The following is a 14,246-nucleotide window of genomic DNA, read 5'->3' on the forward strand; positions in this document are numbered from 1 at the left end:
GCACCGTGCGAGGTGCGGATACCGGAAACGAGGAACCAGTGGAATTCAGAGAGACGATGGCGGCGATCCGGACCGGGTGGTTCCTGCCCGTGATCGGACTGCTCCTCGGCGGAGCGGTCGGTGCCGTGACCGCTCTGCTGATGACGCCCACGTACACCTCGGCGACGCAGCTGTTCGTCACCTCGACCGACGCGACGTCCACCGCCGCCGCCTTCCAGGGCAGCCAGTTCTCGCAGAACCGGGTGACGTCCTACGTCCAGCTGCTCACCAGCGAGCGGCTGGCCGACCGGGTGATCTCCGACCTCGAGCTCGAGCTCTCCGCGCAGGACCTGCAGGAGAGGATCGAGGCCTCCGTGGTCCCGGACACCACGGTCCTGGACATCGTGGTCACCGACTCCTCGCCCCAGCGTGCCCGCGACCTGGCGGACGCCATCGCCACCGAGTTCACCTCCCTGGTCGAGGAGGTGGAGACGACCACCACGACGCCCACGGACCCGACCGAGGAGCCGGTGACGACGGTGCCGGTGAAGGTCACCGTGCTGGACAGCCCCGAGGTCCCCAGCTCCCCCGCATCGCCGAACCTCTACCGGAACATCGCCGTCGGTGTGCTGATCGGCCTGGTCGTCGGCTTCGTCAGCGCGTACTTCCGGGTGCGGCTGGATCGCTCCGTCCGCGATCCCAAGGTCGCCTCCAGCGTCGCCGGTGCCCCGGTGATCGGTGTCGTCACCCGTGACCCCCAGCTGGCCTCGGACCACGTCCTGGCGCGTCACAGCCGATCCGCGGCCGCGGAGAGCTTCCGCCAGATGCGCACCAACCTGCAGTTCCTGGACGTCGACCGGCCGCCGCGGGTGATCATGGTGTCCAGCGCGATGGCCGGGGAGGGCAAGAGCACGGTCGCGGTCAACCTGGCCATCACCCTGGCCGAGGGCGGTCACCGGGTGACGATCGTGGAGGCCGACCTGCGGCGTCCCCGGGTCACCCGGTACCTGGGTCTGGTCGACGGCGCAGGGCTCACGAGCATCCTGTCCGGCGCCGCGGACCTGGACGACGTCCTCCAGTCCTACGGCGACGGCAGGCTCTCCGTGCTCGCGGCCGGATCGATCCCGCCCAACCCGAGCGAACTGCTGTCGTCCTCCAGGCTGGCCGGCCTGGTCGACGAACTGCGGGCGCGCAACGACTTCGTCATCGTCGACACGCCTCCGCTGCTGCCCGTGTCGGACGGCAGTGCGGTCGCCGTGGTGATGGACGGCGTGCTGCTGGCCGCCCGTCACGGCAAGACCCGGCGCGAGGAGCTGGAGCAGGCGGCGGCGGTGCTGGCCCGGATCGGCGCGAAGACCCTGGGCGTGGTGCTGACCATCGCGCCGCCCTCCGCGGATGCCTCGAAGGTGTACGGCTACGACTCCGACGTCCCCCTCCCGGTCGCCCCTGCGGAGGAGGTGTCCCCCGTACGCGCGTCGCGGGGCGGGCCGCCCGGGGCGACACCTGCGGCCGACCAGGCGGCAGCGGCCACGAAGCGCCGGCCGGTCCGGGGCCCGGGTGGTGTGCAGGGCGCTGACGGGCTCGGGACGACGAGCAAGCCCACCGGAGCGGCGGGACGGTGAATCCGGCTCGGGTCCAGGCGTGTCGTGGCCCCGGGCGAGCCGCCGAAGTGCGAGGCATCTCGGCGCACGCTATGTGATCGCACGCAATCATTGCGTGCTGTGACGCATTTCGTGTTAGGGCAGTCACAAGAGTGGTTACCCTGGGTCACGTGGCCCGGGCGATCCTGCCCGTCGTCCCGTGCTCCCGACGAGCCGGGATGCAGCGCCGTAACGACGACACGACATGCACGGGGGTGCGGGATCTCCATCCATTCGCGCGAGGCCGTGGCCCCCGACCGGACAGCCCGCCTGACCAGCCGGCCCTCACTGATCCGCCGCCTCCGGGGTGAGGGGACGGATGCCCGCCGTGCCTGGCGGTCGGCCTACGTCCGCGACATCGTCGTCGGCGATGCGATCTGTGTGGTCGTCGCGTCGGTCACCGGCTACTTCGTCCGGTTCGGCACCTACGTGGAGGGGGCGGCCCAGCACTCCCTCTGGGCCGCGGTGCTCCTGCCCTTCCTGTGGCTGGCCGCGATGCACGCCGGGCGCACCTACGAGGAGCGTTTCCTCTGGGTGGGGCCCGACGAGTTCCGGCGCGTCTTCGACTCGGCCGTGCTCCTGTTCGCGCTCGTGGCCGCGGTGGCGTGGGGCCTGGACCTGGCGATCTCGCGGGGCTTCGTCGTCGTCGCGATCCCGCTGGCGACCCTGCTGACGCTGGCGCAGCGCTACTGGCGCCGGCAGCGGTTGCACGTGGCCCGGACCGACGGGGCCTTCCAGCAGACGACCGTCGTGGTCGGCCACCGCGCCGCCGTGGCCTCGTTGCACGCCCAGCTCGAGCGGGCGGCCTACCACGGCTACCGGGTCATCGGCTGCTGCCTCCCGGGTGGGCGGGACGTCGACGGTTCCACCGACTTCCACGGTCTCCCGGTGCTGGGCGGGATCGACGAGGTCGTCGACGTCGTCCGCCGGTACGAGGTCGACACCGTGGCGGTCATGCCGTGCCCGGAGCTGGACGGTGCGGCGCTCCGCCGGCTCGGCTGGGAACTGGAGACCACGGAGGCTGAGCTGCTGCTCGCCCCCGCCGTCACCGAGTTCGTCGGTCCGCGGGTGGGCATCCGGCCGGTGTGCGGGTTGCCGCTGCTGCACGTCGAGCGACCCGAGCTGCGGGGCGTGCGACGGATGGGCAAGGCCGCCGTCGACCGCGGTCTGGCCGCGCTGACGCTCGTCCTCACCCTCCCGCTGTTCCTCGGCATCGCGCTGGCGGTGAAGTCCACCAGTCGAGGCGCAGTGTTCTACCGCCAGACCCGGGTCGGCCGGGACGGGCAGACCTTCCCGATGCTGAAGTTCCGCAGCATGGTGCACCGTGCTGACCGGATGACCGAGGTGCTCACGGCGGCCAACGACGGCAACGGTGTGCTCTACAAGAGCAAGGCCGACCCGCGGGTGACCCGGGTGGGCCGGGTGCTGCGCCGCTACTCCCTCGACGAGCTGCCGCAGTTGCTCAACGTGTTGCGCGGCGACATGAGCCTGGTCGGTCCGCGGCCGCCGCTGCCGAGCGAGACCGAGCGATACGGCGCCGACATGCGCCGTCGCTTCCTGGTCAAGCCCGGTATCACCGGCCTGTGGCAGATCAGCGGGCGCTCCGACCTGTCCTGGGACGACTCGGTGCGCATCGACGTGCGCTACGTGGAGAACTGGTCGCTGAGCTTCGACCTGATGATCCTCTGGAAGACCGTCGGGGCCGTCGCGCGGGGTCGCGGAGCCTACTGAGCGCCCGGTCCGGTCCTCGCCGCGCGTTCAGCCGGCCGCCTGCGCCCACAGGGCGCGGAGGTCCTCGTACATGGACCGGGCGTCGAAGCCCTGCGCCCAGGTGTCGTGGGCGGAGCGGGCCATCGCGTCGCGCAGCGCCACGTCGTCCAGCAGCCGGCGCAGCTGCCCGGCCAGGGCGTCGGGGTTCCCCGGCTGGACGAGGACGCCGTTCACGCCGTCGGTGACCGCTTCCTCCATGGCGCCCACGGGCGTCGTCACGCAGGGGACACCCAGGGACATGGCCTCGACGACCACCATGGGCAGGCCCTCCGCGTGGCTGGGCAGCGCGAGGAGGTAGGCCTCGCGGAGCAGGTCCCGGGACCTGGCCCGCGCGAGGGCGCCGGCGTAGCGGATCCGGTCCGGGCGGGTGCGGACGGCCTCCTCCACCTGCCGGACGACGTCCGGGTCCGACGGGGACGGGGGACCGGCGAGCACCAGCTCGGCGTCCGGGACGGCGTCGAGCTGCTCGAAGGCCCGGAGCAGCTCCGGAACGCCCTTGCGTGCACCGATCTCCCCGAGGAAGACCACCCGTTTCCGGCGGTCCGCCGGCCAGGGGACGTCGGGCGGTGCGCCGCCGGAGACGCCGTTGTGGACGATGTGGATCCTCGACCGCGGAACGGAGAGCTCGTCGGCCACCAGACGTGCCCACGGCTCGCCGAGGACCACCACGTACGCCGCCCCGTGGAAGAAGTGCTCGACCAGGCGCTTCCCAGCCGGCGAGGACGAGGACAGGAAGCCGGCGTACCCGGCGCCGTGCAGGTGGATCCCGTAGGGCAGCCCGCGCAGCGAGCACGCCCGGGCTATCGCCGCCTTGCGCCACGTGCTGCCCCGCGAGGCGACGTGGAGGTGGGCGACGTCCACGCGGGCGGTGACGGCGCCGAGCAGTGCCCGGGCGAAGCGGGCGCCACGCCGCGGCGGGGAGCCGATCCCGCCGGAGTCGACGACGCGGAGGTTCACGGGGGCGGCGCTCAGCCGGTTCTGGTCGGCGAGCTCGGCCACGACCGACGCCATCCCGCCCGGCTGTTCGGCCGTCGGCCCGACGTTGAGGACTCGGATCACGGGTGCGGTCGCCACCGTTCGTAGGTCGGAGTGCGAGCCCGGCGGTGTCACGGTTAGGAGCCCAGGTCGCGCAGGACCCAGAGGCTACCGAGCCGGTCGTCGCACTCCTGCGGCTCGTAGCGGCGGACGCCGCCTGCCGGGGACGGGGTGACCTCGCCGGACCAGATCGTGCCGCGCACGTCGGAGAAGTCGATGCGCGCGAAGTCGAACGAGCAGCCCAGCTCTCCGGCCGGCCGGTGGGCGGGCCGGAGGTGCGTCCGGATCCTGGCGTCGGCCCTGTTCGGCGGCATGCTCACTCCTGCTCGGCGGGCGCCGGCGCCCCGAGTGGCCCCCGGTCCGTCAGGTGCCGTGGCGTCCACGGCCTGGGACGGCACCGAGCGGAGGCAGGGCCCACTGCTCACCGAGGTACAGGTCGAACTCGCGCGGGTGGTACTGGATGGTGCCGCCGGCGGGATAGGGGGTCAGCTCGCCGAGCCAGACCTTCCCTCGCGTGCTGTAGAGGTCGACCCGCATGAAGTCGTACGGCCGCCCGAGCGTCTCGGCCGCGTGCACCATGGCGTCCAGGTCCTCCGGCGGGGGCGCCTGCTCGCCGATCGGCATGATGTCCGCGACGGGAGCGGGTTGCCAGTCGACGGTGTAGAAGGTGCGCGCGTGGCCGCTCGTGAACCTGCCGCGATCGACCTGGATCAACACGACCTTGCCGCCGAACACGAAGAACTTGTAGTCGTCCAGGGGCTCGCCGGCGGCGAGGTCCTCCTCGATGAGGTGCAGCCTGCGCGCCTGGCTGTAGGCCCATTCCCCGAGCAGGACGCTCTGGTCGTCCTGCAGCCAGGTGCGCGTCGACTCGACCATGTCGGCGTCGACGGCCTCCGATGCCGCCCCGAACCGGACGAGGCCGCTGCGGTGATTCGGCTTGAGGACCCACGGCCGATCGAACGTCCGCCCCAGCACTGCACCCAGGTCGTCCCCCGCCCACAGCGTCTCCGGTACCTCCAGCCCGGTCTCCCGGTGCAGGCCGATCGCGTAGTCCTTCATCGCCAGCTTGTCGCAGGTCCAGGCGAGTTCCGGTCGTCGGTCGTGGACGATCCGCCAGTTGATCTTCTCCGTGAACAGGCGCGGGTCGTTCAGGCGGGGGAGCCGGCCGTGGCCGGCCAGGTAGAGGTAGCGCCGCCTGGCGGGCAGGGGGAGCAGGCTGGCGATCGTGCGGTGCACGGGTCTCAGGGACTTGCGGAGGGTCGTGTTGAACCCGCTCCGGGGCATCGTCGGTCCTTCTCGCGATCGCGGGCGTGTCAGCGGGTGAGTGGCCGGAGGCACACACCCGAAACCGAAGTTCGCACGAATGTCACCGCGCGCCCCGGTCGACCGCTCGCCGTCGTGCGCCACCCGGGCCGGTGAACCACCCCAACGGAGGTGTCGGGCGATGACACCGCCCCGTCACACTGGGAGCCGTGTCCGCACCAGAGATCTCCACAACGCCGTTCACCGTCCTGCTGGTGTGCACGGGCAACATCTGCCGGTCCGCGCTCGGCGAGCGTCTGGGGACCACCTATCTGCACGACGCCCTCGGGGCGGCAGCGGGCGACATCCGCCTGGCCAGCGCCGGCACGCGCGCGCTCAGCGGCTCGGGGATGCACCCTGACACCGCACTTGTCCTGCAGGGTCTGGGTGGCGATCCCACCGGGTTCACGGCCCGGCAGCTCGAGCCGGGCATGATCGAGGACGCCGATCTGGTGCTCGCCCTGACGCGGGAGCACCGTCGCACGGTGCTGGAACTGGTGCCGCGCGCGCTGTCCCGCACGTTCACCCTGCGGGAGGCGGTGGCCCTGGTCGACGTCGTCGACGACGGCGACCGCCCGGCAGGAGCGGACTTCGCGAGCCGGGCACGCGGACTCGTCGCGGCCCTGGCGGCGGCGCGTGGCCGGCGAGCGAGTGACGCCGACGACGACATCACCGACCCGATGGGTCGGCCGGTCGAGGCGCACCAGGAGGTCGGGCAGGACGTCGCCGAGGCGCTGCTCCGCGTGCTCGCGGAGCTGATCGCGGCCCATCCGGAGCTCGACCCCGAGGTCGCGGCCTCGGTCGCCGCCTCGTTCCTGCACGAGGCTCCCGCCAGCGCCCTCGTCGACGACGTGCCGGCGGATGACCGCCGGCCGGAGCGCCGGCGTCGGTTGCGACCCTTCGGGCTCCTCGGTCGGCGCGGCGCCAGCGCCTGAAAATTTCTGGGCAGCGCGGTGGCCCGCGTTCCGCCCACCATCCCGGCTCCGACCTGCGGGGATCGGCCGGAACGTCCACGCACGTGTCCACCGACCCGGTCGCCGCGGGAGGAAATCGAGCCGAACGGTCCTGGCGTTACGTAATCGTGATGCTACCGTCAGTTTGTGTCACGAACCCGTAGCAGTCAGTGGTGGAACAGCGGTCGACGTGGGCGCTCGTGGGTGCAGAGACTGATCGCGTTCCTCGTGCTGGCGTTCTCGGCCCACCAGGTCCTCCCCGTCCAGGAGGCCGGGGTGGTCGCCGGCCAGGAGGCCGGCGTCACCGGCAGCCCCGAAGGGGGCAGCTCGGGCGCCGGCACCGGCGTTCCCGGTTCGTCCGACACGGACGGACCGGTGCCCCCCGGCCGGCCGGTGACCGCCCCGTCGACCGAGCCTGAGCAGGAGCAGGCGGCCAACGAGGCCGGAGCTCGCGCCCGGACCGATGCCCGGGCGCAGGACCTGGCCGCGGCCGGCGAGTCGGAGGACGAGGCCCCCGCTGCCGCGACGACCCCGGATGCGCCCGCCCCCCGGCCGGGCAACAGCCCCTCCGCCACCTCCCACCGTGGTACTGCCACCGGCACCGCTCCGGCTCCGGCACCGGCGCCTGCTGCGGCCGGTGGAGCGCTGAGCTGGGCCCCGCCGGCGGGCTGGGCCGGCTACCCGGTGACCCGCATCACGGCGACGAACTCCGTCACGACGGTCAGCGGAAAGGGCGGGGACGTGCTCGTCCAGCTGCCCCCGGACCGCGCTGTCGCGCCGATCATCATCGCCAACTGCCGGAACGCGGTCGTCATGGGCGGGCGGATCGACGTCCTCCCGACGGCGCGACCGGACGGGAACGACCAGCGGGCCATCTACGTGCACAAGTGCACGGGGACGGTGCACATCGAGGGCGTCCTCATCAACGGGAACGTCAGCGGATCCCAGGCCGACGGCATCGCCGTGAACGCGCCCGACGCGCTCGTGCAGATCCAGAACGTGCGCATGGAGGGGCTGCGCGGCACGTACTCGGTCAACCACGCCGACGTGTTCCAGCCCTGGGGCGGCGTGCGGGAGTTCCGCATCGACCGCCTGACCGGCTCGACGAACTACCAGGGCATCCAGGTGCGCCGCGACCTCGGCGCGATCGGGCGGGGGACGATCCGCAACGCCAACGTCTCGAGCTCGGGGGTCACGCCGACCGACCGGGGCGGCCAGTTCATCCGGGTGGAGTGCAACGGCTACCCGCTGGCGCTGGACAACGTCTACGTCGCCGGCCGCGAAGGAAGGTCCTTCGGCACCAGCGTGTGGCCGCAGAGCGATGACCGCAGCTGCCCCGCGGTCATCCAGGGCGGCGTCGCCTCGTGGCCCTCGGCGTCGAACATCGCCGGCGGCGTCCGTCAGGGCAGCCCGGCGGCGGGCGACTTCGTCCCGGCCGGGACGGTGGGGCTGGGCTACGTCTCCCCGGGCTATCGGTGAGCTGAGCGGGCCTGCTCAGTAGGCGCCGTCGCCCTTCAGGACGGCGCCCACCGTCCGCCACAGGATGGTCAGGTCCATCACCAGCGACCAGTTGTCCACGTAGTGGACGTCCAGGCGCACCGAGTCGTCCCAGGACAGGTTCGACCGACCGCTCACCTGCCACAGCCCGGTCAGCCCGGGCTTCACCACGAGCCGGCGGTTCATCTCCACGCCGAACCGTTCGACCTCGGACGGGAGCGGCGGCCGCGGCCCCACGAGGGACATGTCCCCCTTGAGGATGTTGATCAGCTGCGGGAGCTCGTCGACCGAGTACCGACGGAGGATCCTCCCTGCCCGGGTGACCCGGGGATCCTGGCGCATCTTGAACAGCACCCCGTTGCCGTCGCTCATCGCGGCCAGCTGGGCGACCAGCTGCTCGGCGTCGGCCTGCATGCTCCGGAACTTGAGCATGGCGAACCGGCGTCCGTCGCGGCCCACCCGTTCCTGGCGGAAGAGGACCGGGCCGGAGCTGTCGAGCTTGACGGCGAGTGCCGCAGCCACGAGGAGAGGCGCCATCACGAGCAGGAGCAGGGCAGCGGAGGCGCGGTCGAAGGACTCCTTGACCAGCAGCCGCAGGCCGCGCAGTTCCGGCCGCTCCATGTGCAGGAGGGACAGGCCGCACACCGGCCGGACGCGGATGCGTGGACCGGCGACCTCGGACACCGAAGGGGCGAGCAGCAGGTCGGCCCGGGTCTTCTCCAGCTCCCAGCCCAGCCGGCGCAGCGCCGCGCCGTCCAGCTCGGGCGAGGGCAGCACCGCCACCGTGTCGACCTCGTAGCGGCGGACCACCTCGATGACGTCCTCGGGTCCACCCAGCACCGGCAGCCCGTCGAACGTCTCCTGCGCTCCTGAGCCGGACGGCAGGCAGCAGCCGATCACGCGGTACCCGTGGCTCACGTCGCGGTGCAGCTGCTCCCGCATCGCCACGACCCCGTTCCGGTGCCCGACGAGCAGCGTCGTCTGCTGGAACCGGCCGTGCACCCGCTGGCGGCGCAGCCACCATCGATGGGCCTGCCGGCTCCCGAGCGTCAGCAGCGTGGCCAGCGGGAGCGCGACGACGACGAAGCCGCGGGCCACCTCGAGCTTGAGTCCCCACGAGACCGTGCCCACGAGGGCCAGCAGGAGCGCGGCGGCGAAGAAGACCCGGCGGAACTCCTCGGGTCCCTCCCACAGGAACCGGCTCTCGTAGCTCGCGGCGACCAGCATGGAGAAGACCCAGACGGCCGGCATCGTCACCGCGATGACCAGCGACGCGGTGGAGACCCCCTCCTCGGTCGGGCCGAAGCGGGCGAGCAGCCCCACCCCCGCGGCCGCGGACGCACAGACGGCGTCCCACAGGACGAGGCGTCTGACGAAGGGGCCACGCCATGCACGGCGGGCGACGGTGCCCGCGCCGCGCAGCCCGTCGGCCGGGCCGGGCCGGGCCGGGTGCTGCTGCGCATCGGGGAGGGCGTGCTGGGACTGTGCCGCGTCATGGGTCATGGAGCAGGTCCTTGGCAGAGCGTGGGTGCCCGTGGGGGCTGGGAGCGTGGTGGGATCGAGCCGATCCGCGATGCCGCATCCGGTGGTCCGGTGCGGCGGGTCGGTGCGTGCGGCAGGACGGGGCGCAACGCGACCGGCTCAGTCGGGGGTGGCCCCCGAGTCGGCGACGCCGCCGACGACGGCAGGGACGAAGTCGAGACCGGCCCGGCCCGCCGAGCCCCCGGCCGACGCGGGGAAACCCGCGTCCAGGATGGCGAGGGACGAGTCCGAGTCGTGCGCTCCGTGCCCGTGCCCGCAGAGGGCGCCGCCGGACGCCGACGTCGCGGTCGGTGACGCTGGTGGCGCCGGTGCGGGAGCAGGGGAGGAGTACGGGAGGCCTACGGGTCCGGCGGGCGCGAAGGGCCTCACCGGATGCGGGAACGGCTCGTGGCGCGGCTGAGCCTGCCCGGTGGCGACGATCGGCTCGTCGTCCGCTCCGCTCTGCTGCACAGCAGCACCACCGGGCGAGGCCTGCGCCGGGCTGCGGGCGGCACCCGGGGCCGGCTCGGCGACCGGGGGAGGGCCGGCCGGGGGTGCCGGCGCGGAGATCTCAGGACCCGGCGCCGGGCCGACGGCCGCCGGTGCCGGCTCGGTGGCTGTGGCGACCGGCCCGGCCGTTGCGGATCCGGTGACGGGAGGTGCCGCGCCGGCGGCTGTTCCGTCGCCGGCCGACTCCTCGGCGGCTGTTCCGTCGCCGGCCGACTCCTCGGCGGCCGGTCCCTCGGCGGCCGGTCCCTCGCCGGCCGACTCCTCGGCGGGTGACTCCTCGGCGGGCGACTCCTCGGCGGGCGGCGCGGCGCTGGGTGGTGCTCCCGCTGATCCGTCGTCGGCCACCGGCGCCGGGGCAGGCGGCACCGCTGTTCCCGAGGCGGCAGGCTCCGGCTCGACCGGATCGGCGCCGGTCACGATGTCGTCGATCGGGATCGCCGCCGCCGGCAGGACCTGGCTCGATCGTCCCGCGGGCGCGGGCACCGAGCCCGGCGGCATGCTGGCAGCAGCCGTGGCCGCCGAGGGAGGCACACCGCCCTCCGCCGGCGCATCCGGCGGAACGGCGGTCGTCGGCGGGAGCAGGACGGCGGTCGGCCCGGCATCACGGGTGGCCGGCTCCGACGATCCGGCGGGCCGCTCCTGCTGGGGCGACGTGTGGTGAACGCCCTGCTGGCCCTGCTCGGCCAGCGCGACGTCGGCCACCGTCACGAGCGCTGCGCAGAGGCCGAGCAGGAGCAGGCCGGTGAGCAGGAGGCGCCGCTGCCACGACGGAGCCGCGGTCGACGGACTCACGGCAGCCCGGGGCGAGGCGTGGCCATGGGGCCGCCCCCTCGCCGCCGTGCTGCATGAGTGCAAGTCGTGCTCCTGCCGGATTCCCCCGAACGATCGTTCTTCGTGCGCAACGATCGGCGGGACTCCGAACCGGAACAACCCCTGCCCGTAAATGAACGGTGAACACGAGCGACGCGCGGCCCGGGCTCACGCTCCGTGACCGCGATCAGCGGGTCCGTGCGACCACGGTCGGCCGGTATCCCGACCACCGGCGCGAGCCACGCTGGATCAGAGGCCGGATCGCACGACGCCGCAGCGGCAGCGGTACAGCGAGCCGTTGCCGAACGGGTCCTCGCCGTGCCAGCGGAACCAGTGCGCGTGCGTCCTGGCCGCAGCGCCGGACGCAGGGCGCGCCGGCCGTTGCAGGGACAGGTGGAACTGCCTGGTCATCGACGTTCCCTCCTGCTCCGCGGACGACGCGGGGCCGGTAGTTCGATCATCTGGGACTGTGTCTGCGGGTCTGCCCAGTCGGCCGGCACGCCGTCCGGGGCGTCGAGGGGGTCCTGCGGCGGTTGCCGGCGGTCGGCGAGCTGGATCGAGCGCCCGACCGCCCACCCCACGAGGACGGCGAGCGCCACCCACGCAGCTCCGATGACCAGCAACCAGGTCATGGCACCGGACCTTCCGGACTGGAAGGCGGACCGCTTCTTCGATCCGACCAGCTCGCACCGGAGAACGAACGAGCGACCGCGGCGGTGCCCTTACCCGTTCCGGACGGAGCCCAACCCCACGGCGCCGCTACCGGGGTACGTCGGGCAGCGCCTCGTTGGCGAACTCGTCGGCGTTCTGGCCCAGGGAATCGCTGCGCAGGTACTCCCACATGCGCTGCCCGGCGGTCTGGTCCAAGTACACGACGCTGGCCGGGCCCTCCATCCCGGTGCCCAGCACCGGGGCGGTGAAGAACTCGACGCGCTCCGGGGTCAGGTTGCGCAGTGAGTAGGTGAGGGACAGGAGTTCGCCGTTGCCCAGCCGGTCGTCCAGCGCGACCGCACTGGTGACGGCCAGCAGCGCGGCGTCCAGGCGCGCCGGGTCGGTGAAGGTGTCAGAGCTGAAAAGCTTGCCGAACATCGCCTGCAGGTACTGCTGCTGCCGGCGGACCCGGTCGAAGTCGCCACCCGTCAGCCCGTAGCGCTGTCCCAGATACCACCGGGCCTGCTCCCCGTCGAGGTGGTTCACGCCTGCTGGGAACGTGTACGGGCCGTTCGACGTCGTCTGCGCGACCACCACGTCCACCCCGCCGAGGTCGTCGGTCACCTGGATCAGGCCGTCGAAGTCGATCGCCGCGTAGTGGTCGATGCGTACCCCGGTGAGTTCTTCGACCGTCTGGATCAGCAGGCTCGGCCCGCCGAAGGAGTAGGCGGCGTTGATCTTGTTCATCCCCCGCCCGGGGATGTCGACCCAGCTGTCGCGGGGGATCGAGATGACCTGAGCGTGCCGGCGGTCGGCCGAGAAGCGGGCCAGCATGATCGCGTCCGAGCGGCCGTCCGGCGTCTCGCCCGGCTCGAGGTCTGCCCGGGAGTCCGAGCCCACCAGGAGGAAGGTGACCGGGTCCTCGGCCGCAGCCTGCTCGGGGGTGGCCGGTGCCGGGCGAGCGTCCTCGTCGATGTCGGCGAACACGTCGCTGACGCGCTCGATGTTGCCGGCGTAGCGCTCGGTCAGGTACCAGAGGCCGCCTCCGACGAGCAGGAGCAGCACGGCCGTCAGCGCACCCAGGGCGATCAGAACCTTGCGGAACTGGCGCTTGCGGGGGGTGGGATCCGCGTCGTCGTCCGTGAAGGAGTCCAGTGGAGGGCGCTCGCCGTCCGCGGCCGGCACTGCCGTCGCGCGGTCGGGCCCGACGTCATCGGGCGTCGTCGCGCCCGGTCCTTCCGTGCTCATGGGTCCCCCGTCCGGCCTGTCCGGCACCGAAGGTACCGCCGGTGTGGCCGCCGGCCGACCGGTTCTGCTTCCGTCGGGTGAGCTCGGGGACGAGAGGCGTGGAGTGCGTCAGCCCTGACGAACGGAGCGGCCGGTGCGCGGCGCGAGCAGCAGCGCCGGCGCTCCGGCGGTGTCCACCGACGGCGGCGCCGGCAGCGGCGCGGCGAACGGGTTGCCATCGACGACGAAGTTGCGTGCGGCGTTCGTGGCCGTCTGTCGCGCATCGGCCAGGCGGATGCTGCTCCCCAGGAGGAGGGCGAACCCCACCGCGAGTGCCAGCCACACCGCTCCGACTACGACCATCGCGCTCATGTGTCCTTCTTAGGGGAGGGGCACGTCGCCCCCTCGGTTCCGGCCCGGCATGGCTTGCCGAAATCAGGTGGGAGGTTCTGTGATCGGCCTCCATGCCCGGTACGGGAGTGGTTCATGCATCAGCAGGGGCGGCTGGGGCGTTACCCGGCCGTGCACGCGCCGGTGACCAGGGGCAGAACCCCTGCGGGGCCGGCCGGCGATACCGAGCCGGACCGGTCCTCCCGTACCTTCCGCGGCATGGCACGGGGACGTCGGGGGGCAGCGGTCCTCGTGGTGTTCGTGCTGCTCAGCGGGGTCTCCGTGCTGATCCCGGGCAGCCCGACCCGCGACCTGGCCGGCGGGGTGGTGAACGCGGAATGCGTCTCGTGGTTCGGGCGGGACGGGGGCCCCGTGCTGGCCGCCTACGGCGATTCGCTCACCGAGGCCGACAGCCGCGCGCACTTCGGCCTGCACGGCGAGGAGTCCTGGTACTCGCACTCGATCTGCGCGGACGAGTTCGCCCACGGCCGCAACGCCGCGGTGCAGGGGGAGACCTCCGAGCAGGTCCTGGCCAGACTCCGGGCCGACGATGTCGAGGCGGACGTGATCGTGGTCGCGGCAGGCACGAACGACCTGCGCCTCGGGATCGACACGGCCACAACCCTCCGCAACCTGCGAGCGGCGGTCCGGCTGGCGTCCGAGCGGGCCGACGTCGTCGTCGTCACCACCGTCCAGCCGTGGACCGGGACGGACGTGGGAGAGCTCAACGAGGGCGTGCGCGAGCTGGCCGCCGACGCCGGGGCGCAGGTCGCCGACTTCGAAGCGATCCTCTCGGTGCCGGGTGCGACGACGGACGGGGTGCACCCGACGGTCGCCTCCGCCCGGAGGTTGGCCGACGAGGTGCGGACGGCCGTCGACGCGGCAGGCTGACCTCCACGGGGTCACCCCGTGGGGGGCCGCGGCCGGGAAGCCGCCGTCGTTCGCGGCTACGGTCTCCCCA

At 72.9% G+C, this 14,246-nt stretch carries 13 protein-coding genes; 5 read left to right on the top strand and 8 right to left on the bottom strand.

Features of this window, described 5'->3' with window-relative positions; genetic code table 11:
- Positions 1–38: 38 nt before the first annotated feature.
- Both C5507_RS02895 and C5507_RS02900 read left to right on the top strand, forming a co-directional pair.
- On the top strand, positions 39–1,601 hold the full coding sequence (locus C5507_RS02895; protein WP_130504311.1) for a tyrosine-protein kinase domain-containing protein: 1,563 nt from the start codon (positions 39–41) through the stop codon (positions 1,599–1,601).
- A 264-nt stretch (positions 1,602–1,865) separates the two neighbouring features.
- On the top strand, positions 1,866–3,350 hold the full coding sequence (locus C5507_RS02900) for a sugar transferase (RefSeq protein WP_242611285.1): 1,485 nt from the start codon (positions 1,866–1,868) through the stop codon (positions 3,348–3,350).
- Positions 3,351–3,377: 27 nt separating this feature from the next.
- On the opposite strand, the gene C5507_RS02905 is transcribed toward C5507_RS02900, so the two are convergent.
- From C5507_RS02905 to C5507_RS02915, 3 genes are read right to left on the bottom strand one after another with little or no spacing between them, the layout of a single operon-like run.
- Positions 3,378–4,448, bottom strand: coding sequence for a glycosyltransferase family 4 protein (locus tag C5507_RS02905; protein ID WP_104527031.1), 1,071 nt, complete (start codon positions 4,446–4,448; stop codon positions 3,378–3,380).
- A gap of 53 nt (positions 4,449–4,501) precedes the next feature.
- The gene (locus C5507_RS02910; protein ID WP_104527032.1) at positions 4,502–4,738 is read right to left on the bottom strand and encodes an ATP-grasp fold amidoligase family protein; all 237 of its coding nucleotides are present in this window, start codon (positions 4,736–4,738) and stop codon (positions 4,502–4,504) included.
- 49 nt (positions 4,739–4,787) lie between these two features.
- Positions 4,788–5,708 (bottom strand): ATP-grasp fold amidoligase family protein, encoded by a 921-nt coding sequence (locus C5507_RS02915; protein ID WP_104527033.1) that lies wholly within the window; start codon positions 5,706–5,708, stop codon positions 4,788–4,790.
- 188 nt (positions 5,709–5,896) lie between these two features.
- Between C5507_RS02915 and C5507_RS02920 the strand changes: the two genes are divergently transcribed.
- Together C5507_RS02920 and C5507_RS02925 are read left to right on the top strand one after the other, a co-directional pair.
- The gene (locus C5507_RS02920; protein ID WP_207225895.1) at positions 5,897–6,661 is read left to right on the top strand and encodes an arsenate reductase/protein-tyrosine-phosphatase family protein; all 765 of its coding nucleotides are present in this window, start codon (positions 5,897–5,899) and stop codon (positions 6,659–6,661) included.
- 222 nt (positions 6,662–6,883) lie between these two features.
- Entirely contained in the window at positions 6,884–8,158 is a 1,275-nt protein-coding gene (locus tag C5507_RS02925; protein ID WP_104527034.1) for a hypothetical protein, read from the top strand.
- A 15-nt stretch (positions 8,159–8,173) separates the two neighbouring features.
- Here the strand turns inward: C5507_RS02925 and C5507_RS02930 are convergent, their stop codons facing one another.
- The 5 genes from C5507_RS02930 to C5507_RS02955 form a co-directional block, all read right to left on the bottom strand.
- Positions 8,174–9,679: a sugar transferase gene (locus C5507_RS02930; protein WP_104527035.1), complete on the bottom strand. Its 1,506-nt coding sequence runs from the start codon at positions 9,677–9,679 to the stop codon at positions 8,174–8,176.
- A gap of 138 nt (positions 9,680–9,817) precedes the next feature.
- Entirely contained in the window at positions 9,818–10,999 is a 1,182-nt protein-coding gene (locus C5507_RS22075; protein WP_158657475.1) for a hypothetical protein, read from the bottom strand.
- 267 nt (positions 11,000–11,266) lie between these two features.
- Positions 11,267–11,428 (bottom strand): hypothetical protein, encoded by a 162-nt coding sequence (locus tag C5507_RS22620; RefSeq protein ID WP_165400481.1) that lies wholly within the window; start codon positions 11,426–11,428, stop codon positions 11,267–11,269.
- Positions 11,429–11,776: 348 nt separating this feature from the next.
- Positions 11,777–12,916, bottom strand: coding sequence for an LCP family protein (locus C5507_RS02950; RefSeq protein ID WP_104527039.1), 1,140 nt, complete (start codon positions 12,914–12,916; stop codon positions 11,777–11,779).
- A 108-nt stretch (positions 12,917–13,024) separates the two neighbouring features.
- Positions 13,025–13,267: a hypothetical protein gene (locus C5507_RS02955; RefSeq protein WP_130504313.1), complete on the bottom strand. Its 243-nt coding sequence runs from the start codon at positions 13,265–13,267 to the stop codon at positions 13,025–13,027.
- Between the two features lie 237 nt (positions 13,268–13,504).
- On the opposite strand from C5507_RS02955, the gene C5507_RS02960 reads away from it, so the two are divergent.
- The gene (locus C5507_RS02960) at positions 13,505–14,176 is read left to right on the top strand and encodes an SGNH/GDSL hydrolase family protein (RefSeq protein WP_158657476.1); all 672 of its coding nucleotides are present in this window, start codon (positions 13,505–13,507) and stop codon (positions 14,174–14,176) included.
- Positions 14,177–14,246: the final 70 nt, after the last annotated feature.

It is taken from the genome of Blastococcus saxobsidens (assembly GCF_002938435.1).
Classification (GTDB): Bacteria; Actinomycetota; Actinomycetes; order Mycobacteriales; family Geodermatophilaceae; genus Blastococcus; species Blastococcus saxobsidens.